Raw genomic sequence first — 17,827 nt, 5'->3', positions numbered from 1 at the left:
CGATGCTTATTTTACGGGGAATATTTGGGGTTTCGAGTTGTTCAAGTGATCTAATGGTCGCGGGCATCGTGAAAATGGCTTGCTTGAAAACACCCCGAATCCATTGAATGCTGGATTCGGAATGTTTCATGATGCCTCATCGCCACACTTCAAGGAAGCCGAATGGCTGTTCAGAAATCATTGGCCAAGACGATCCGGAAACGCGCCTTGCCCGCCTCCAGATGAGCGAACGCCTCGTTGACCTTGGACATCGGGAATGTCTCGGTGACAGGGCTGATCTGATGCCGGGCGCAGAACTCCAGCATTTTGGCCGTCGTGGCGGGACTGCCCAATGGCGAACCGGAAAGCGATTTTTGCCCCATGATTAGTGGAAAAGCCCCCAGACTAATCGGTTCGGCCACCGCCCCGACCGTGTGCAACCGCCCCCGTTGGGAGAGGCAATCGACATAGAGAGGCCAATTCATGCTGGCATTCACCGTGTTGAGAATCAGATCAAATGTTCCCTTCGCGGCATTGAGTTGCGATTCGTCCCGAGAGTTAATGACGCGATGCGCCCCCAGTTTCATCGCTTCATCCCGCTTGCCATCCGATGAGGTAAAGGCAACGACTTCACATCCCCAAGCCCGCAGAAATTTCAACGCCATGTGGCCGAGGCCGCCGATGCCGATCACACCCACGCGGTCTGTCGGGCGGACATCGAACTGCACCAACGGGTTGAACACCGTGATCCCGCCGCAGAACAACGGCCCCGCCTTGGCGATGTCCACCCCGTCCGGCAACGGCACCGCCCATGCCGCCTGACAGCGAACTCGGTCGGCAAAGCCTCCATGCCTTCCAACGATGGTTGATTCGGCGGTGAGGCAAAGATTTTGATCGCCCGACATGCACTGTTTGCAATGGAGACATGACCCGCTGTACCAGCCAACTCCAACGGTTTGGCCGGGCTTCAGCGTCGTCACTCCTTCTCCGACGGCCGTGATCTTTCCAACAACCTCATGACCGGGAACCAACGGGTAAGCGGTCATGCCCCAGTCGTTTTTCACCATGCTTAAATCGGAATGGCAGACGCCGCAGTATTCCACGGCCACTTCAACCCGATCAGCCCCGAGCGGACCCGGATCGAAATCGTAACGCTCGAAGTCGCCCCCCTGCTTCGTGATCGCATACGCACGGATTTTCTGACTCATGCTTGCCCCTTATTAAGAATTTCTCACCAAGAATCAGGCGGTCCGGTTGATCGGGTTGCCTGTGACAATTGGCCGGTTGCACGCCCGAACTCGCAAACAACACGATTGCTTTCCTCGTCCGGCTTCGTAGTTCCTCAAAGAAGCAAATTTACCAGTTCTTTCGTGGTGGCCGACTTTATGCCGACCCGTTTATCTCCGGCTCTTCTCACCGGCCTCGGGGCCGTCGTGTTCCTCGCCAACGCCGGGTTGCTCGTGTTGCAACTCCTGGCCGGGCGCTATCTGGCCCCCTTCATCGGCTCTTCGGTGGAGACTTGGACATCGGTGATCGGCGTGTTTCTCACGGGGATTGCCTTGGGCAACCACTTCGGCGGAACAATCGCCGACCGCTCCCCCAACTCACGCACGCTCGGAATTCTACTACTCCTCGGTGGTATCAGTTCTCTGTCAATGCTGGCGGGTTCGATCTTATGCGAGAAAACCGGATTTGACTCTTCTCTTTCACTCACGATCCGCATTCCCATCCTGGCAGGCATATTCTGTTTGCCTCCAGCCTTCATTATTAGTCTTATCACCCCGCTGACGATCAAGCTCATGCTTTCAGATGTCACCAAAGCGGGCCGGGTGGCTGGGTTAGTTTTCGCCCTCAGCACGCTCGGGTGTCTGGCGGGCAACTATGTCACCGGTTTCAAACTAATGGCCTTCTACTCCTTGGACACGATTTCCTACATTGTGGCCATTGGGATGGTTGTGTTGTCGTTGCCAATGTTCTTCACCACGTTCACAGCCCCGGCCTCCACGGTCGCCGCCCCCTCGAAAATTTTGGAAGACGATCCGTTGGGTTTCAAGCGTGACATCCGGCTCGCTTACGCGGTGGTGTTCGTCAGCAGTTTTTGCGGGATGTCCTTGGAACTGACTGCTTCTCGCGTGTTGGCGCCCGTGCTGGGGGTGTCGCTTTATTCTTGGACGGGGATCATCGGCGTGATGCTCGCAGGAACGACTTGCGGCAACTACCTCGGCGGAGTTCTGGCCGACCGGGGACATGGGAACGCTCTCAAACGTTTCGCTGTGTTGATGGCCGTGCTGATCGGTTTCGCCGCGACCCCGGCGTTTTTACGATCATTTAGCATGGACGGTTATCCCCTCGGTGAAGAGGAGGATGGCGAGGTGGTGATGTTGATCGGATACCGCCTGATCGGTTCTGGGATTGCCGTTGGCTTGGTGCTGATTGGCAATGCCATCAGCGGACTGACTATCGGCAAAATCATCAACCTGTTTGTGCTTGGCGCGGCGCTCGGATGGACAATGGCATTCCCCGTGGCGCGTTCCTTGAGCGGTCTGGCGGACCGTTTGATGAAGTTCAATCCTGACACTTTTTTGTTCGATCCGGAAACGGGCACTTCAACTGAATATTTTCTCAATTCATTAGTTATTCACTCCAGCATGGCGCTGTTGGGAGGCTTAATCTCGCTCGGGTTGCTCTATGAGAATCCACAGCCCAATGAAAAACGCCCCAAGACCCTTAATCTGACAGTTTGCTTCTTTATGGCGGCATTGTTCATCGGTCTGATTGTCATTATGAACGGCATGTTTCAAAACCAAAAATTGAGACTGATGCACGTGTTGATGGGTTACGATCTCATCTGGAACATCCTTACCTGGACCTTCCTGCTGTTCTTTTTGCCGATGCTTTTCCTCGGCACGATATCCCCGCAAGTGATCCGACTAAGCATCCGGGACACCGCCCGAGCCGGGCAGACATCGGGAAGTATTTACGCCTGGTCCACCGCAGGGGCCATCGTCGGAACGTTCACCGCCGGTTATTTTCTGCTGGGGCAGTTTGGAACGGCCCGGATGCTTTATGGCCTCGCGTTTGTTCTGATGCTGCTCACTTTTTTCATTGGTCAGTTGTGGAAAAGCACCTCGATGTTGTTCGTGGGAAGCATCATCTTGGGCGGGGCGTTGACCGGATTGATCGCCACGAAATTCGGCGGGGGAAATTACACGTTGGAGACAAAATATTACGCGATCAAGGTGAACAAGCAAGATGAAGAATCCGGCATCATGACGATGGCTTTGGACCTGTTGATCCACTCTTATGTGAAACTCGATGATCCTAGTTGGTTGGGATACAAGCACGAAGAAATCCAAGGGGAACTTGTGCGATATGCCCATTCCAAAGAAAAAACCAACATCCTTATCATTGGCGGCGGCGGCTATACCTTCCCCCGCTGGGTGGAACACATGATGCCGGATGTGGGCGTTGATGTTGTGGAAATCGATCCGGGCGTGACGGAAGTGGCCCACCGCGAACTTGGCCTCTCTCGCAACACCAAGATCAAATCATTCCACATGGATGGCCGACAGTTCATGCGGGAAACGGCCGAGAAGGGGCATTACCAACTGGTGATTCAGGATGCCGTGAACGACCTGTCCGTTCCGACCCACCTGATGACGAAAGAATACAACGACGCCGTGAAAGCGACCCTGACTCCGGACGGAGCTTACCTGCTGACGTTGATTGATTCGATCAAGGACGGCGAACTGTGGCGGGCGGCCGTGAACACGATGCGGGCTTCGTTCCCCCATGTGGTGATGCTGTCGCCCATCGGTTTCAAATCCGTGGAAAACCGTAATGTGTACGTCATTTACGGATCGGACAAACCGCTGGATTTAGAAGGAATCCAAAAAGTGACGAGGGAGTTCAACGAAAGTCTCGCAACCAAGGTCGATGCTGTCGCCGCTCTTGGAACATTCTTGACTCCCGTGATGGAGGGTGCTGCCAGCGTGATCCGTGAACGGGATTATTCAAAAGTCTTCGAGGAGGCCAAGATGGACGAATACCTCGCCCAACGACCGAAACTGATCCTCACCGATCAATACGCCCCGGTGGACAACCTGATGGGCGGTGTCTTCCTCAAGCGGATCAAGAAATGAAAATGTGGATGAAAAAATCAGCTAGCCAAGGATCGAACATGCGTCTGATCCGTGGCTAAAAATTGTCTTTGGCATCGTTGCTTCAGGCCCGGACGATTTTTTCACGCCCCTCTTTGATGTTCTTCAGCGCATTGCGGGTGTCCACGATCAACCGGGAATTCTTGGCGATCATTCCCCAGTCGTAGGCCGAGTGTTCCGTGGCGATCAGTACGCAATCCTGACCAGCCAGATATTCGGTGGTCAACGAACTGCTGCTCATTTTCAGGTGCGGCCAATGCCGCATTTTGGGCAGTGTCGGGATGTGCGGATCGTTGTAACTCACGCTGGCTCCCTTGTTCAACAAGAGATCCATGAGTTCAAAACCCGGTGATTCGCGGGGATCGTCCACATCTTTCTTGTAAGCCATCCCAAGGATGGCGATCTTGCTCCCCTTCACTGGTTTGCCGTGTTCATTCAAGGCGTCGGCCACTTTCCCGGCCACATAGCCCGGCATGGACATGTTCACTTCGCCGGCCAGTTCAATGAAGCGGGTGCTGAGACCATACTGGCGGGCCACCCATGTCAGATAGAACGGATCGATGGGAATGCAGTGCCCGCCAAGGCCGGGACCGGGATAAAACGCTTGGAAACCAAAGGGCTTCGTCTTCGCTGCATCAATCACTTCCCAAACATCAATACCCATGCGGTCGTAGAGAATCTTCATCTCGTTCACCAAGGCGATGTTCACCGCCCGGTAGGTGTTCTCCAAAATCTTGCACGCCTCGGCCACTTCCGGTGCGGACACCTTCACCACACTCGGCACGATTTGCTGGTACAACAAAGCCGCGAGATCGGTGGTTTTTGCGTCGTGCCCGCCGACCACTTTCGGAATGCTGGTGAGGCCGAAGGTGTGGTTGCCGGGATCTTCGCGTTCCGGGCTGAACGCGAGGAAGTAATCCTCTCCCACTTTCAAATCGGTGCGATCAAGGATGGGCAACACGACTTTGCGGGTCGTCCCCGGATAGGTCGTGCTTTCAAGGACGATCAATTGACCGGCCCGAAGTTGTCCGGCAATGGCGTGGGTCGAGTTGACCACATAGCTGAGATCGGGTTCGCGTGCGTCGGTCAGTGGAGTAGGCACGCAAACCAAAATGGCATCGGCCTCGTCGAGCCGGTCAAAACGGTCGGTCGCCTCGAAGCGATTCTCCCGCATGGCGACAATGTCGGACGCCGGGATCTGCCGGATGTAACTCTCGCCCCGGTTCAGCTTTTGAACCTTCATCGGGTCGAGGTCAAAGCCGATGACGTGAAACCCGGCTGTGGCGAAGGCGCGGGCCAGCGGCAGGCCGACATACCCGAGACCAATGATCCCGACGGTGGCTCGCTTTTCCCGAATCCGGGCTTCCAAGGCGTTCCAGTGTTTCGACATCCCGTTTACATCCTTGAACAGGAACCAGCGTCAGCCAATAAACCCCCGTAACATGATTTCCCGAATCGGGAATTCTGTCAATGCCGATGGCGCCCGCAAACAAGCTGGCCTTCCCTCACGGCGGATCATCGGATATATGTTTCTCAATTCAGGATGATTGCGGAAGATGATTGAAAAGGATGATCAGGGATGAAACGAATTCTCCTCTCGCTGGCCACCTTGTTTTTTTCATTGACGGGAGCGAGTGCCGATTCGCCCCGCTTCAAGTTCAAGACGGGCGAAACGCTCCAGTACCACATCGACCAGAAAACCGAGATCACCGAGACGGTGATCGATGAAAAAACCAGCAAGCCGGAAACGAAAAAAGTGGCCACGGCCCTCGACCTCGTGCGGCAATGGAAAGTGTCGGACGTGGATGCAAAGGGGACGGCCACTCTTGAAATGTCCATCATCAAAATGCGCTGGGAACAAAAGGTTGGCGAGGCCGAGGCCGATGTGTTTGATTCAGCCAAGCCGGATGAATTGAACAAAAGCGTCATGGCCAAAAACGTCGGCCCCGTGCTGGCGGTGCTGACCGTCGACATCACGGGCAAAGTGATCGCCGTCAAGGAAACGAAAGTTGGCCCGGCCCACCGATTTCTGGCGGACATCCCCTTCAAACTGGCTTTTCCCGAAGGCGAGATCAAAGAGAATTGGACACGGGATTACACCATCCAACTGGACCCGCCGCACGGCACCGGGGAGAAGTACGCGGCCAAACAAACGTACAAAGTGATCGATCCGAAGAACGGGTTTCTGATTTACGGACTGACGACCGACGTGACCGAATTGCCCAAAGGGGCGGCCGAACAAATCCCATTGATTCCCTCGATGCAAGCCGGCCCTTTGTTCTTCCATGCCGAATCGGGACGGTATTACGGCTCCCGTCTGAAAATCGAAAAAGAACTGGCCAACCACCAAGGCGATGGTACCAGCTACAAATTCGTCAGCACTTACACGGAAGACTTTATCCCGGCGAAGTGACCGTTGATTGACGCACGCCGTCGATGTATAGATCGCATTCGGGCAACGCGGCCAAAAACGACTTCCCGTAGTGTTTGCTTAACACGCGGGGGTCAAACAAGGTCACGATGCCCGTGTCCGTTTTCGTGCGAATCAACCGGCCAAATCCCTGCTTCAATTTGATGATCGCCTGTGGAATCTGATAATCGAAGAAAGGCTTGCCCCCTTCTTCCTCGATTTTCTGAATGCGGGCTTCCGTCAATGGCCGATCAGGCACGGCGAACGGCAGTTTCGTGATGACGACCTGCGAGAGTGCCTCCCCTTTGACATCCACTCCCTGCCAGAAACTATCCACGCCCAACAACACCGGTTTGCGGGCATTGCGGAATTCCGCAAGCAACTTCCCCGGCGGCAAGCCTTCCCCCTGCACGAACAGCGTGTAACCCTCCCGTTGACACCACAGTCGGAGTTCTTTGGCCACTCGTTGAAGAAACTGGTAACTGGTGAACAACACAAAGGCCCGCCCCTCCGTCTGCTGAAGCGCGGCCGGCAAACGACGAATTACTTCCTGCTCGTATTGCGGCGTAAGGACGGACGGATCGGGAATGTCCCGATGCAAATGAAGCCGGACCTGCTTGGGATAATCGAACGGACTCCCAAGTTGTAGGGTGGCCGCCCCGGAAAGCCCCAAACGCTGCTGATAGAGATCGAACCCCTTTTTACCCCCGGAACTCAGCGTGGCGCTGGTGGCGACCACCGTTGGCACCTTTTCGTAAAGCTGTTTCTTTAAAATTTCGCCCACATTGACTGGGGCGCTCGCCAGAGCAAACCGCTGATGAGCGCCAACTTGTTGTTCGATCCAATACACCTGCCCAGGCAGTTTTTGGTTCAACCAAGAATCAATTGAAGCCGAAATATTGGCCAGTCGGGCGGCCGAACTGTTCAGCTCCATTTTGTCTTCGTCAGCTGAAAACTGATTCGCCAGCCGCGTGAGATGGCTGGAGAGTTTGGTGAGTTCTTCGCCCAACAAATCAGCGACAATACCGGGTTGCCGCACCCGGCCGTTGAACTTCGGCTCCCGCTCATACCACATGCGGATGTTTTGAAAAAACTGATCGGCGGCGAACCGGGTCCGGTCGGTCTGCTTGACGCTTTCTGCGTCCCCGTGGGACATCAACAACCCTTTGTTGTGCCGGGAAGAAAGCAGTTTGTTGATCTGATATTCAAGCCCGCCTTGGGTGATCTGGAGTCCAAGATGATCGGCGGCAACATCCTCAATCGTGTGGGCTTCGTCAAAAATCACCGCTTGATAATCGGGAAGAAGGTTTGTCCCTGCTTGTCGGAGGGCAAGGTCGCTGAAAAACAACGCATGATTGACAATGAGAATTTGCGACGAGTAAATTCCTCGCCGGGCTTTGAAGTAAAAACATCGTTGATGATCCGGGCAACTCTTGCCGAGGCAGTTGCCGGAATCACTTTCCACCGCATCCCAAACCGACGGGGCCGGGGCAAACCCCAGATCAGCCCTGCTACCATCAACCGAACGGCGGGACCATTTGCCCACTTCGTTGAGTTGAGTGGCGAGGTTGACTTCCGGAAACAAGGCGAGCGATTTTTGCTGGGCCACCCGCAGTCGCCGAAGACTGATATAATTGGCACGACCCTTGACGAGAGAAACCTTGAACGGCTCGGGAAAGACGGATTGCAGGAACGGAATGTCTTTGTGGATCAACTGTTCCTGAAGATTGATGGTGTTCGTCGAAATGACAACTCGAAAGTCTTTCTTCGACAAAACGGCTTGGATGGCCGGGACCAAATAGGCGAAAGACTTTCCCACCCCCGTGCCCGCCTCGACCATCAAATGATGCTCTTTGTCGATGGCCTCCGCGACGGCCTTGGCCATCTCAAGCTGTTCAGATCGGCTTTCAAAATCGGGCCAAAAACGGGAAACACTTCCACGCGGACCGAGAACAGAAGTCGGGTTCATAGAGATGATTATCGGCGAATCGCCGCCGGGTTGCCACGTCGGATGTGGCCGGAAAATGAGAACAGGCCGCGATTCTTCCGGAGAAGAATCGCGGCCTGAACATCAGACATTGTTCTGGCTGATCACCAGAACTTCACACGCCAGTGATCGTGCGGCGTTTGCAGCCGACCGAGGTACCAGTGCCCGTCGTCCCATTCCAACACGACTTTCCGCCAGCCGAGCGGAACCTTCGGGAAGGGATAGAACGGCCCGATGTACGGGAAGGCGTTGTACGGGTAGCTCGCCGGGTAGGCGACCCGCGACATGTTGTTGTAAGGGGCGTAGGTCGGCCAGGCGTTCGGGGGAAGCCGCGGGCCGGTCGGGTCGAGGGCCGCCATCGCGGGCATGCCGTTGAGCGGAACCGGGTCTTGGGCCACCATCGCCGATCCGGGGCCACCGGGCATCGGGCCGGGCGGTTGCATCAACATCGGGGCCGGACCGGGGCCGGGGCCTTGGACTTGTTCGATTTCAGCGCTCGAACGAATGACGTTGCTGCTGGAAACCGGAGCCGCTTTCGTGGCCGGCGCGGCAACCGGAACGCCACCCGGCGGCGTCGGCAGGGGAGCTTGAATCTCGCTTTCAATGCGAGTAATCCCCTTCACTTCCGTGACGGCCCGAAGAATGTCTTCGTGCTGCTTTTGGCTTGTCACGGTCCCGGACAGGATGAGTATGCTGCCGCGGGTTTCGATGCCGACCCTGGCTCCCTTGATGACCCCGCTCGCTTTGAGCTTGGCCGCCACGGCATCCGCCAGTTTCTGGTTGTCCACCTTCGACTCGGCCGCCGGAGCGGGTTTCGTCGGGGTGGTCTTCGGTTCCGCGATCGATTCGCCGGCGGTCCACAGACCGAGGGCGACCGCGAGCGGGAACATCTTGCGAACGGTCATGAGTTCCTCCTTGCCTCCAAACCGCTGCGACTGAGCGGTATATTTCAAGAGTCTGATCGACCCTCCGACGGGCAAGCCAAGAGTCTCACGCGCAACTCATCCGCCAAGAATCATGAGAAGCCGTCCGAAAACCGTCACAAATTCGCCAAATTACCGGCCTGACTCAACCAATCATCCAGGACCACTCGGAAATGAAGCCGTCTGGCTTGACGAGACGAAGCCCGCTCGTAAATTATCAACACGGAAGCATCCATAGCTCAACTGGATAGAGCATCGGTCTACGAAACCGAAGGTTACTGGTTCGACTCCAGTTGGATGCACTCAAAACAAGGGATTTTTAAAAATCAACAAAACGAAGAGGCCCCAGAATTCTGGGGCCTCTTCGTTTTGAATGGTTAGTTTCCATCCCAAATATCCACTGTTTCAGCAGATCCGTGTTGTCAAAACACATCTCCGGGCGAGGTCGGCACTGGTTGTCAACTTTGAAGACTGGATCACCAGAACCAACACCATCAACCGTTTCTGACATTCCGGGCACCAGTCAGAAAAAGTGAAACGCTTGAACAAAGATTTCGACAACTTCGCAACGCCTAAGTCCTGAAAATTTAAAGATTTTCGTTGATTCGGTGTTGCGTGTCCAAAGACCCGTTGTTAACGTGGATTCATGGGTCGCGCTAACGTGGTGCGGCAAGTGCAAGCTCGGAGTGGCCACCAATACCAAGGGCCTTTTCCGGGGAGGCATTTAGACGAGGAGGTGGTCACGTGATTCATGGTAAACAGGTGCGGCAAGCTTGATTGCTGCTGACGAGCGGCGTCAGTTGCCGCAGTTCTAAGTAGGGGCCTCCGGTGATCTGCCGGAGGCTCTCTTCATTTCCCGGCTCTACTTTTTTGAGCCATGCTCATTCAAGACTTTCGCCAAATATCCCAACAATTCTTGCTCGTAGCGTTTTTTGTCAAACATCTCCGCTTTGGCCCGAGCATCGGCCGGGTTCAATCCGTGATGTTCGCGTTCACAAGTTTCAATGGCCGAGGCCAATGAATCAACGGTCTGCTCCGCAAACCAAAAACCGGTCGGACGCGGTTCGCCAAACGGCGTGACTGTTTCCGTAGCCCCCCCTTTGGCAAAGGCAATCACAGGCGTCCCACAGGCGTTGGCCTCCACGGGAACGATGCCGAAATCTTCCTCGCCGGGGAACAACAAAGCCCGGCAGCGTCGCAAATGGCCGCGTAATTCTTCGTTGGACTTCCAGCCAAGAAACTCCACGGTCGGCCCGGCCATTGCCCGCAAACGGGCGGCATCTTGGCCGCTGCCGATGACTATCAGCCGTTTGTTGAGCTTTTTGCAGGCTTCGATGGCCAAATCAAGCCGCTTGTACGGGGCGAACGCTGAAATGATGAGGTAGAAATCCTCTCGCTTGATCGCCGGATCCGGGGAGTAAAAAGCCGTATCGGCCGGCGGATAGATGATGACGCTCTCGCGGCCGTAACATTCCCGGATGCGGTCTTGAATTGTCTTGCTGATGGCGATGAAGTGTGTCACCCGACTGGATGTGCGACGATCCCAGTTGCGAATGGCCTTTAACAGCCGGTTGACTGCCAGCGATTTGACACCCCCGAGTCGTCCGGCAAAGTAAGAATCCCGCATGTGCCAGGCATATCGCATCGGGGTGAAACAGTAGGAGACGTGCGGCACCCCAACCGGTGGTTTGGCCGCCTTGGCAACGGCGTGGCTGAAGCTCACCAAGAGATCGCAATTGCGAATCGGCCAATCGGCGGCGAAGGGCATCAGCGGCAAGGTATAACGATAATTGCTGACAATACCGGGAAGACGGTTCAGCCAGCTCGGGCGAATGTCCATCTGTTCAATGTCCGGGGACAAACTCCCTTTTGCGTGCAATAATGTGTGCAAGGGGGCGTTCGGAAAGCGCTGGCAGAGTACCTCCAGGCACTTTTCGCCCCCCCTCATGCCGGTGAGCCAGTCGTGCACCAAAGCGACTCGGGCGGTGTCCAGAGACTTCATTCCGGTGGGTTCTCCTGTCCAATCGTCCGGTTGTGCCGGTTATGCCGGGTCTTCTCCGGAAAACCATTTCCGGGGATATTTGGCACGGCTCTCCCGGAACGGTATATTAGTTAAGCTAAATCAATTGAACGGATTGCGTCGGCGGCGGATGCTCCCCGATCAACCACCCGTCATCCAGATGAGCGTCGAGCGCGAGGGTTCCCATGGCATTGTCACTCAACATCGGCAAATGCACCAATCTCGGGAATTACCGGGAAAACAACGAAGATTCCATTGAGGTGAAGACCTTCCCGGACACCGGGCTTTCCGTGTCCGTCGTGGCCGACGGCATGGGGGGGCAGGCCGCCGGGGAAATTGCCAGCAAGCGGGCGGTGGAAATCATCCCCCGCGAGCTTCGCAAAACGTTGACCTCGGGAGTGAACCCTGAATCAACCAAAGTGATGATTCGCCGGTCCATCGTCCAGGCGAACGAAGAAATCATCGCGATGGGGCAGTTGGACAAAGAAATGAAAAACATGGGCACGACCGTGGTCGTGGCCGTGTGGCGAAAGTCCGGTGAGATGTTCGTCTCCGGCGTGGGTGACAGCCGGGTATACCTCATTCGCAACCGCAAGATCACCCAGCTCACGGTGGATCACTCGCTGGCTCAAGCGCTCGTCGAAGCCAAGACCATCTCGGCCGCCGAGGCGAAGGACCACAAGTTCCGGAACGTGCTCTGGAAGTATCTTGGCAGCAAGGAAGTCGGGGAAGGCCCGGATGTCGGTGTTGTGCCGATTCAGGCAGGGGATCGCTTCCTCCTCTGCACGGACGGCCTTCATGGCGTCGTGTCGGATGAAAAACTCCTGCAATTCTGTCTCGGTCAGCAGGAAGCCCAAGCCTGTGCGGATGGGTTGGTGACGCTGGCCTTGGAATCCGGTTCTCGGGACAACGTCTCCAGCATCGTTATTGATGTGGTTTGAGCCAATCGATTTTTGCTGACCCCATTCCGGATTTAAGAAAAAAGGACCGCTGTTCAGCGGTCCTTTTTCATTTACCTCTCATCATCGAATGACAAATCCAACTCCAACGGCGGGCGGAGGAGGAGGAGGGGGCGGGCCGTAATAGTAGTACGGCCCCGGACCATAATAATATCGTGGCCGGGCATAATAAGGGACATACCGGGGAACCACCACGGTTTCCGGCCTCTCCGGTCTGGCATTCTGCATTTCCACAACCACCCGATCGGAGACACCGTTTTCCTTGAGAGACCTCAAATCTTCCGTTGAAAGCTGAAACGTCGAGTGCGTGGATCGAATTTGATTGATGATCACCTCATCACCAAGATTTTGCCTCGACAATTGAATCACATCGGTCAGCCCCAATCGTGTTCCCTGTTGGGCGGCCCGAACTTCGGCCTCGTTCTTCGCCTGAATCAATGCGTTTTTTTCCCGGCGGTCCTCTTCGTTTCCGATGGCGCCGCCGATGATCGTCCCGGCGCCCAACCCAAGCAAGGCGCCAGTGCCGGTGTGGCCGGTGGCACTTCCGAGCAAGGCGCCTGTTCCGGTGCCCAACAAGGCTCCGATCCCGGCCCCTTGGGTTGTCTGGGATGTCCCCGCGCAACCGCCGAGGAAGGGGAGAAGCCCGAGAATCATCAATCCGGTTGTCCGTCGTCGCATTCCGAATCCCTCAGATGCTGACATGCTTCCAATATCCATCGTGTCTTATGCCCGGATGTCTTCAGTTTGTCAAGGCAGCACACGGAGATGTAAGAAAGCGGGGCGATCCGGGTAATCCTCTTTCAGTAACCGACGGCAAACTGCCCTTGACTCGTCCGATGTACAATGCCGTCGACGATCACACGGAGTTTCACATGTCCCGATTCTGGCAGAATTTCATCACTGATGGCGGGGCTTCCTTTGAACAATCCGATTCCACGCCGAACCGGGAAGAAGAGGCGGCCGCGCTCGATGCCTACTCAAACGTCACCGTGACCGTGGCCGACCGCCTTCGCCCCGCCGTGGTCAATTTGCGGGTGGGCCGGGGAGCACAAACGGGCACTGGGTCCGGCGTTTTGTTTTCGCCCGAGGGGTTCTTGCTCACCAATCACCATGTGGTCGGCGATCAGGAAACCGTCCGGGTGCGATTGCACGACGGACAGGAAGTCAACGGCCATGTGATCGGCAACGATCCCTGGACCGACCTGGCCCTCGTCCGGGCCGATGGCGACAATTTCCCGTTCGCCAAATTCGGGGATTCCGCGAAACTCCGCGTCGGTCAACTGGCAATGGCCATCGGCAGCCCGCTGGGCTTTGAATCGACGGTGACGGCCGGGGTGGTCAGCGCCCTCGGCCGCACGCTTCGCAGCGTTTCAGGCCACTTGGTGGACAACATCATCCAGACGGATGCGGCCCTCAATCCCGGCAACAGCGGCGGCCCGCTGGTGGACAGCCGGGGCAATGTGATCGGCATCAACACGGCCGTCATCCAACCGGCCCAAGGCATCTGCTTCGCCATCCCGATCAACATGGCAAAACATATTCTCCCGTCGCTTATCAAACACGGCCGGGTGATTCGGGGGTATCTTGGCTTGCATGGCCGGCAGGTTCCGATTCCGGTCGAACTCGGCCGACGAATCGGCGTCGAAATGGGAAGCGGGGTGGAAATCATCGCCCTCGAAGAAGGGGGCCCGGCTGACGCCGCCGGTCTTGAGATCGAAGATGTGATTCTGAACTTCGCCGATGACTCGGTGGGAAGTGTTGATGACCTGCACAAACTACTGACAACTCACCCTGTCGGAGAAGCCACGACGATTAGCATTCTTCGTGACGGCCGGCGGCAGGATCGGCGTATCGTTCCCGTGGAATATCCCGTGGCGGCTCGATGAACCGTTGATGCTCAAAAAACCAAAGACCGAGATTGGGCGTCTTTCATCGGCGCCCAATTCCGATCTTTTATAACCATCCCAACAGCGTTTCCACGGCAACTCTCGAAAACTCGGCATCGTTGATATGGGTATCCAATTCGATCAATTTCACCGTGGGACTAATCCAGTTTCGGATGCTCTGGAACAACGCTTCGTCCGCCTCCGGCCACCAGAACGGGCCTCCCTCGCGATCAATGGCTGAAACGCCACGGAGAGGGAGGATAATCGCTGTCGGGGCATTTGAGGCACACGCCTTTTCGACAATTTCTTTTCCAAGCCGGTCATTTTCCTCGGGCGTGGTCCGCATTAGGGTGACATTTTCGTTATGTTGATGAAACCGCCTCCCCTCGAAACGGGCGGGGACAGTGTCCCTCGGGCCAAAGTTGACCATGTCGAGCGCCCCCGCGGAAATCACTTGCGGGATTCCCCGGATGGCGGCAGCCGTCAGACGGTCCCGTCCGGCGCTTAAAATTCCCCCCACCAGTTCGTCGGCCAGTTCGGTCGTGGTGATATCCAGCGACCCGGCCACCAAGCCGTCGCGGATCATGGCCTCCATCGTCAGCCCGCCGGTGCCGGTCGCGTGGAACACCAACACCTCGTAGTTGGAGTTTTCGAGGATTACACGGGCCTGTTCAATGCTTGGAGTCGTTACGCCGAACATCGTGGCTGTAATGATTGGCTTGTCATCCGAACCGGAAACCACTGATCGACGACCTGTCACCATTCCAATCAAAGCGTTCGCGGCATTGGCCAGAATCTGGCGGGAGAAACGATTCAGGCCGCATATGTCGGTCACGGAATTCATCATGGTGATGTCCCGCACACCGACAAACCCTCGCATGTTTGAACCAGCGACCGTGCTAACCATCACTTTGGGAAGGCCGTAGGGCAATTCTTGCATCGCCCGAGCGCCAATAGTCGTCCCGGCCGACCCTCCCAATGAGAAAATCCCCTCCACTTGTCCCAGCCGGTACAATTTCGCAACCAACCGGGCAACCCCGATGGATGCGAGGGAGATGGCCTCTCCCCGGTCGGCCTTTCGCTGGATCGCCGCGAGGCTTGTTCCGGCTGCCGCGAACACTTCTTCCCGTGTCACATCGGCGGGAATGCGGGGCACGCCCGAAGAACCGGAGTCAATCACCGTCGTTGTCAGGCCGGAAGACTGGAGAATGTCCCTCACATAAGCCAGTTCGGTTCCCTTGGTGTCGAGCGTTCCGATCAGGAGGACGGCCATCAGAGATTCCCCGGAAAAGTCAGCGTGCGGAGTTCCTGTTTACGTTCTATGGTTCAGTTACGACATCGAGACGAACACCCCGAGATCGAGGCGTTGATGAATCCCTTTTGGAAAAAGACCACCCGCCACATGGCGATTGTCGGCATTAGTTTGGGCGTTGTCGGACACCTGCTCGGCCGGGCGTTTTTGATCGCCCATCAAATGTATGCCGGGGGCGCTTATAATCCCGAAAATGAACGGGTTCTCTGGCAAACTCCTTTGGTCATGGCCATCGTCGGCGTACTGATGACCGGCGGGTTGGATTTGGTGTTTGGCCGACGACAGAAGCCCGCGACCGTGAAAGTGCCGAGCAATCCTCCGTCGGGACACGGCTCATGAGCTTCTTTTCTCGTGAAGAATGTCTGCGACGATTGCGCGCCCAGATAGCGGCGGGCAAGCCGGTCATCGGCGGCGGGGCGGGCACGGGCATCAGCGCCAAATGTGCCGAGGCTGGTGGCGTTGATCTCATCATTATTTACAATTCGGGCCGGTTCCGCATGGCGGGTCGCGGCAGCCTCTCTGGAATGATGCCTTACGGGGATGCGAATCAAATCGTTGTTGAAATGGCCCGCGAGGTTCTTCCCGTGGCCCGCAACACGCCGGTGCTGGCCGGAGTATGCGGCACCGATCCTTTCCGCATCATGAAACTTTTCCTCCGGGAAATCCAAGCCCTCGGTTTTAGCGGCGTGCAAAACTTCCCGACGGTCGGGCTGATCGACGGAACGTTTCGCAAAGGGCTGGAAGAAACAGAAATGGGTTTTGACCGCGAAGTGGAGATGATTCGTGAAGCCCGCGAGATCGGCCTGCTGACCTGCCCTTACGTGTTCACGGAGGCCGAAGCCGAGGCGATGGCCAAGGCCGGGGCCGACGTGTTGATCCCGCACATGGGCCTCACCACCAAAGGAAGCATTGGGGCCAAATCCGCGATGACACTCGATGAAGCCGCGACTCAGGTGCAAGCATTGCACGATGCGGCAAAAAAAGTGAACCCGGACATCTTGGTTTTGTGCCACGGCGGCCCGATCTCCGAACCGGAGGACGCGGCCCATGTCATCCGGCACACCAAAGGGGTGGTCGGTTTCTTCGGGGCTTCCAGTATCGAGCGGTTGCCGACGGAACTGGCCATCACCGATTGCGTTCGCAAGTTCAAAGCCATCCCGGTGTGAACCGGCAATTCAACCGGCCGCGAACTGTGCCCGAAACCCCCGATTTCGTAGAGTGATGCCGTCAGCTTCTCTCGGGGAATCCACATGCCAATCGTCACCCGTCGCGATCTTCTGGCCGCCTCGGCCGGTCTTGCCGTGGCCGCCACCATGCCTTCAAATCTCCCTGCCAAAGACCCTGTGGCAGCGCCGTTCGGGTTCTGTCTGAACACCAGCACCATTCGCGGCCAAAAACTGCCGATTACCGAGATCGTCGATCTGGCCGCGAAGGCCGGATACGACGCCATCGAACCTTGGCTCGGCGAACTTCAGAATTTTGTGACCAAAGGGGGCATTCTCAAAGACCTCGGCAAGCGGATTGCCGACGCCGGATTGAAAGTGGAAAGCTCCATCGGCTTCGCCAAATGGATTGTCGATGACGATGCCGTGCGGAAACAAGGCTTGGACGAAGCCAAACGGGACATGGAAATGGTGCTGGCCATCGGCGGCAAGCGCATCGCCGCCCCGCCCGCCGGAGCCACTGAACAAGCTAACATGAACCTGAACGCGATCGCGGATCGTTACAAGGCGTTGGCCGAGGTCGGGGCGAAAGTCGGCGTGATCCCTGAAGTGGAAGTTTGGGGTTTCTCCAAGACCCTTTCCAAACTTGGCGAAACAGTTCTTGTGGCGATGGAAAGCGCCCACCCGCAAGCGTGCGTGTTGCCGGACATTTACCACCTCTTCAAAGGGGGGTCCGGGTTTGAGGGTCTGAAGATGCTTCAGGGGAAAGCCATCGGCATCTTCCATGTGAACGATTACCCGCAGGACAAGGACGCAAAAGCGATCAAGGATGCCGACCGCGTCTTCCCCGGCGACGGCGTTGCCCCTCTCAGCCAAGTGTTTCGCACGTTGAGGGAAATCGGCTACAAAGGAATGCTCTCGCTTGAGCTGTTCAATCCCGAATATTACAAACGGGATGCTTTCGAGGTATTGAAGACCGGCTTGGAAAAGACCAAAGCCGCCGTTGCGGCAAGCTTGTGACCATCCCA

At 56.5% G+C, this 17,827-nt stretch carries 14 protein-coding genes and 1 tRNA gene; 8 read left to right on the top strand and 7 right to left on the bottom strand.

Features of this window, described 5'->3' with window-relative positions; translation table 11 throughout:
• Positions 1-170 precede the first annotated feature (170 nt).
• The gene (ahr, locus tag BGIM_RS0106415; RefSeq protein WP_020468974.1) at positions 171-1,187 is read right to left on the bottom strand and encodes an NADPH-dependent aldehyde reductase Ahr; all 1,017 of its coding nucleotides are present in this window, start codon (positions 1,185-1,187) and stop codon (positions 171-173) included.
• A gap of 177 nt (positions 1,188-1,364) precedes the next feature.
• On the opposite strand from ahr, the gene BGIM_RS57045 reads away from it, so the two are divergent.
• Complete coding sequence (locus BGIM_RS57045) at positions 1,365-4,121, top strand: fused MFS/spermidine synthase (RefSeq protein WP_029629790.1); 2,757 nt, start codon at positions 1,365-1,367, stop codon at positions 4,119-4,121.
• Positions 4,122-4,203: 82 nt separating this feature from the next.
• Here the strand turns inward: BGIM_RS57045 and BGIM_RS0106405 are convergent, their stop codons facing one another.
• Positions 4,204-5,529 (bottom strand): nucleotide sugar dehydrogenase, encoded by a 1,326-nt coding sequence (locus BGIM_RS0106405; protein ID WP_020468972.1) that lies wholly within the window; start codon positions 5,527-5,529, stop codon positions 4,204-4,206.
• A gap of 189 nt (positions 5,530-5,718) precedes the next feature.
• Here BGIM_RS0106405 and BGIM_RS0106400 point away from each other — a divergent pair, with 189 nt between their 5' ends.
• Positions 5,719-6,552: a hypothetical protein gene (locus BGIM_RS0106400; protein WP_020468971.1), complete on the top strand. Its 834-nt coding sequence runs from the start codon at positions 5,719-5,721 to the stop codon at positions 6,550-6,552.
• Here BGIM_RS0106400 and BGIM_RS48980 read toward each other — a convergent pair.
• Entirely contained in the window at positions 6,536-8,518 is a 1,983-nt protein-coding gene (locus BGIM_RS48980) for an ATP-dependent DNA helicase (protein ID WP_020468970.1), read from the bottom strand. The genes BGIM_RS0106400 and BGIM_RS48980 overlap by 17 nt on opposite strands.
• Positions 8,519-8,640: 122 nt before the next feature.
• Complete coding sequence (locus tag BGIM_RS0106385) at positions 8,641-9,441, bottom strand: BON domain-containing protein (RefSeq protein ID WP_157368639.1); 801 nt, start codon at positions 9,439-9,441, stop codon at positions 8,641-8,643.
• A 246-nt stretch (positions 9,442-9,687) separates the two neighbouring features.
• Between BGIM_RS0106385 and BGIM_RS0106380 the strand changes: the two genes are divergently transcribed.
• Positions 9,688-9,761 (top strand) — tRNA-Arg (locus tag BGIM_RS0106380).
• Positions 9,762-10,321: 560 nt separating this feature from the next.
• On the opposite strand, the gene BGIM_RS0106370 is transcribed toward BGIM_RS0106380, so the two are convergent.
• Positions 10,322-11,461: a glycosyltransferase gene (locus BGIM_RS0106370; RefSeq protein WP_020468967.1), complete on the bottom strand. Its 1,140-nt coding sequence runs from the start codon at positions 11,459-11,461 to the stop codon at positions 10,322-10,324.
• 203 nt (positions 11,462-11,664) lie between these two features.
• On the opposite strand from BGIM_RS0106370, the gene BGIM_RS0106360 reads away from it, so the two are divergent.
• Positions 11,665-12,420: a PP2C family protein-serine/threonine phosphatase gene (locus BGIM_RS0106360; protein ID WP_020468965.1), complete on the top strand. Its 756-nt coding sequence runs from the start codon at positions 11,665-11,667 to the stop codon at positions 12,418-12,420.
• Positions 12,421-12,501: 81 nt separating this feature from the next.
• Here BGIM_RS0106360 and BGIM_RS57040 read toward each other — a convergent pair whose 3' ends face one another.
• The gene (locus BGIM_RS57040) at positions 12,502-13,116 is read right to left on the bottom strand and encodes a glycine zipper domain-containing protein (RefSeq protein WP_020468964.1); all 615 of its coding nucleotides are present in this window, start codon (positions 13,114-13,116) and stop codon (positions 12,502-12,504) included.
• Positions 13,117-13,310: 194 nt separating this feature from the next.
• On the opposite strand from BGIM_RS57040, the gene BGIM_RS0106350 reads away from it, so the two are divergent.
• The gene (locus BGIM_RS0106350) at positions 13,311-14,324 is read left to right on the top strand and encodes a S1C family serine protease (protein ID WP_040888303.1); all 1,014 of its coding nucleotides are present in this window, start codon (positions 13,311-13,313) and stop codon (positions 14,322-14,324) included.
• A 67-nt stretch (positions 14,325-14,391) separates the two neighbouring features.
• Here BGIM_RS0106350 and BGIM_RS0106345 read toward each other — a convergent pair whose 3' ends face one another.
• Positions 14,392-15,597 carry a Tm-1-like ATP-binding domain-containing protein gene (locus BGIM_RS0106345; protein ID WP_020468962.1) on the bottom strand — a complete coding sequence of 402 codons (1,206 nt, stop codon included), beginning with the start codon at positions 15,595-15,597 and terminating at the stop codon, positions 14,392-14,394.
• Between the two features lie 48 nt (positions 15,598-15,645).
• Here BGIM_RS0106345 and BGIM_RS0106340 point away from each other — a divergent pair, with 48 nt between their 5' ends.
• The 3 genes from BGIM_RS0106340 to BGIM_RS0106330 all read left to right on the top strand — a co-directional run bounded on the left by BGIM_RS0106340 (position 15,646) and on the right by BGIM_RS0106330 (position 17,819).
• Positions 15,646-15,975, top strand: a complete 330-nt coding sequence (locus BGIM_RS0106340) for a hypothetical protein (protein WP_020468961.1) — start codon at positions 15,646-15,648, stop codon at positions 15,973-15,975.
• Complete coding sequence (locus BGIM_RS0106335; protein WP_020468960.1) at positions 15,972-16,802, top strand: phosphoenolpyruvate hydrolase family protein; 831 nt, start codon at positions 15,972-15,974, stop codon at positions 16,800-16,802. The genes BGIM_RS0106340 and BGIM_RS0106335 overlap by 4 nt, the downstream gene beginning before the upstream one ends.
• Before the next feature lie 84 nt (positions 16,803-16,886).
• Positions 16,887-17,819 carry a sugar phosphate isomerase/epimerase family protein gene (locus BGIM_RS0106330; RefSeq protein WP_020468959.1) on the top strand — a complete coding sequence of 311 codons (933 nt, stop codon included), beginning with the start codon at positions 16,887-16,889 and terminating at the stop codon, positions 17,817-17,819.
• Positions 17,820-17,827 lie beyond the last annotated feature (8 nt).

The organism is Zavarzinella formosa DSM 19928, from assembly GCF_000255705.1.
GTDB classification, from domain to species: Bacteria; Planctomycetota; Planctomycetia; order Gemmatales; family Gemmataceae; genus Zavarzinella; species Zavarzinella formosa.
Note: the sequence above shows the minus strand (reverse complement) of the source record. Positions and strands in the feature narration are given on the sequence as shown.

Excerpts from the sequence above, each read along its gene's own strand:
- ahr (WP_020468974.1), bottom strand. The coding sequence starts at position 1,187 with ATGAGTCAGAAAATCCGTGCGTATGCGATCACGAAGCAGGGGGGCGAC.
- BGIM_RS57045 (WP_029629790.1), top strand. The coding sequence starts at position 1,365 with ATGCCGACCCGTTTATCTCCGGCTCTTCTCACCGGCCTCGGGGCCGTC.
- BGIM_RS0106405 (WP_020468972.1), bottom strand. The coding sequence starts at position 5,529 with ATGTCGAAACACTGGAACGCCTTGGAAGCCCGGATTCGGGAAAAGCGA.
- BGIM_RS0106400 (WP_020468971.1), top strand. The coding sequence starts at position 5,719 with ATGAAACGAATTCTCCTCTCGCTGGCCACCTTGTTTTTTTCATTGACG.
- BGIM_RS48980 (WP_020468970.1), bottom strand. The coding sequence starts at position 8,518 with ATGAACCCGACTTCTGTTCTCGGTCCGCGTGGAAGTGTTTCCCGTTTT.
- BGIM_RS0106385 (WP_157368639.1), bottom strand. The coding sequence starts at position 9,441 with ATGACCGTTCGCAAGATGTTCCCGCTCGCGGTCGCCCTCGGTCTGTGG.
- BGIM_RS0106370 (WP_020468967.1), bottom strand. The coding sequence starts at position 11,461 with ATGAAGTCTCTGGACACCGCCCGAGTCGCTTTGGTGCACGACTGGCTC.
- BGIM_RS0106360 (WP_020468965.1), top strand. The coding sequence starts at position 11,665 with ATGGCATTGTCACTCAACATCGGCAAATGCACCAATCTCGGGAATTAC.
- BGIM_RS57040 (WP_020468964.1), bottom strand. The coding sequence starts at position 13,116 with ATGCGACGACGGACAACCGGATTGATGATTCTCGGGCTTCTCCCCTTC.
- BGIM_RS0106350 (WP_040888303.1), top strand. The coding sequence starts at position 13,311 with ATGTCCCGATTCTGGCAGAATTTCATCACTGATGGCGGGGCTTCCTTT.
- BGIM_RS0106345 (WP_020468962.1), bottom strand. The coding sequence starts at position 15,597 with ATGGCCGTCCTCCTGATCGGAACGCTCGACACCAAGGGAACCGAACTG.
- BGIM_RS0106340 (WP_020468961.1), top strand. The coding sequence starts at position 15,646 with ATGGTTCAGTTACGACATCGAGACGAACACCCCGAGATCGAGGCGTTG.
- BGIM_RS0106335 (WP_020468960.1), top strand. The coding sequence starts at position 15,972 with ATGAGCTTCTTTTCTCGTGAAGAATGTCTGCGACGATTGCGCGCCCAG.
- BGIM_RS0106330 (WP_020468959.1), top strand. The coding sequence starts at position 16,887 with ATGCCAATCGTCACCCGTCGCGATCTTCTGGCCGCCTCGGCCGGTCTT.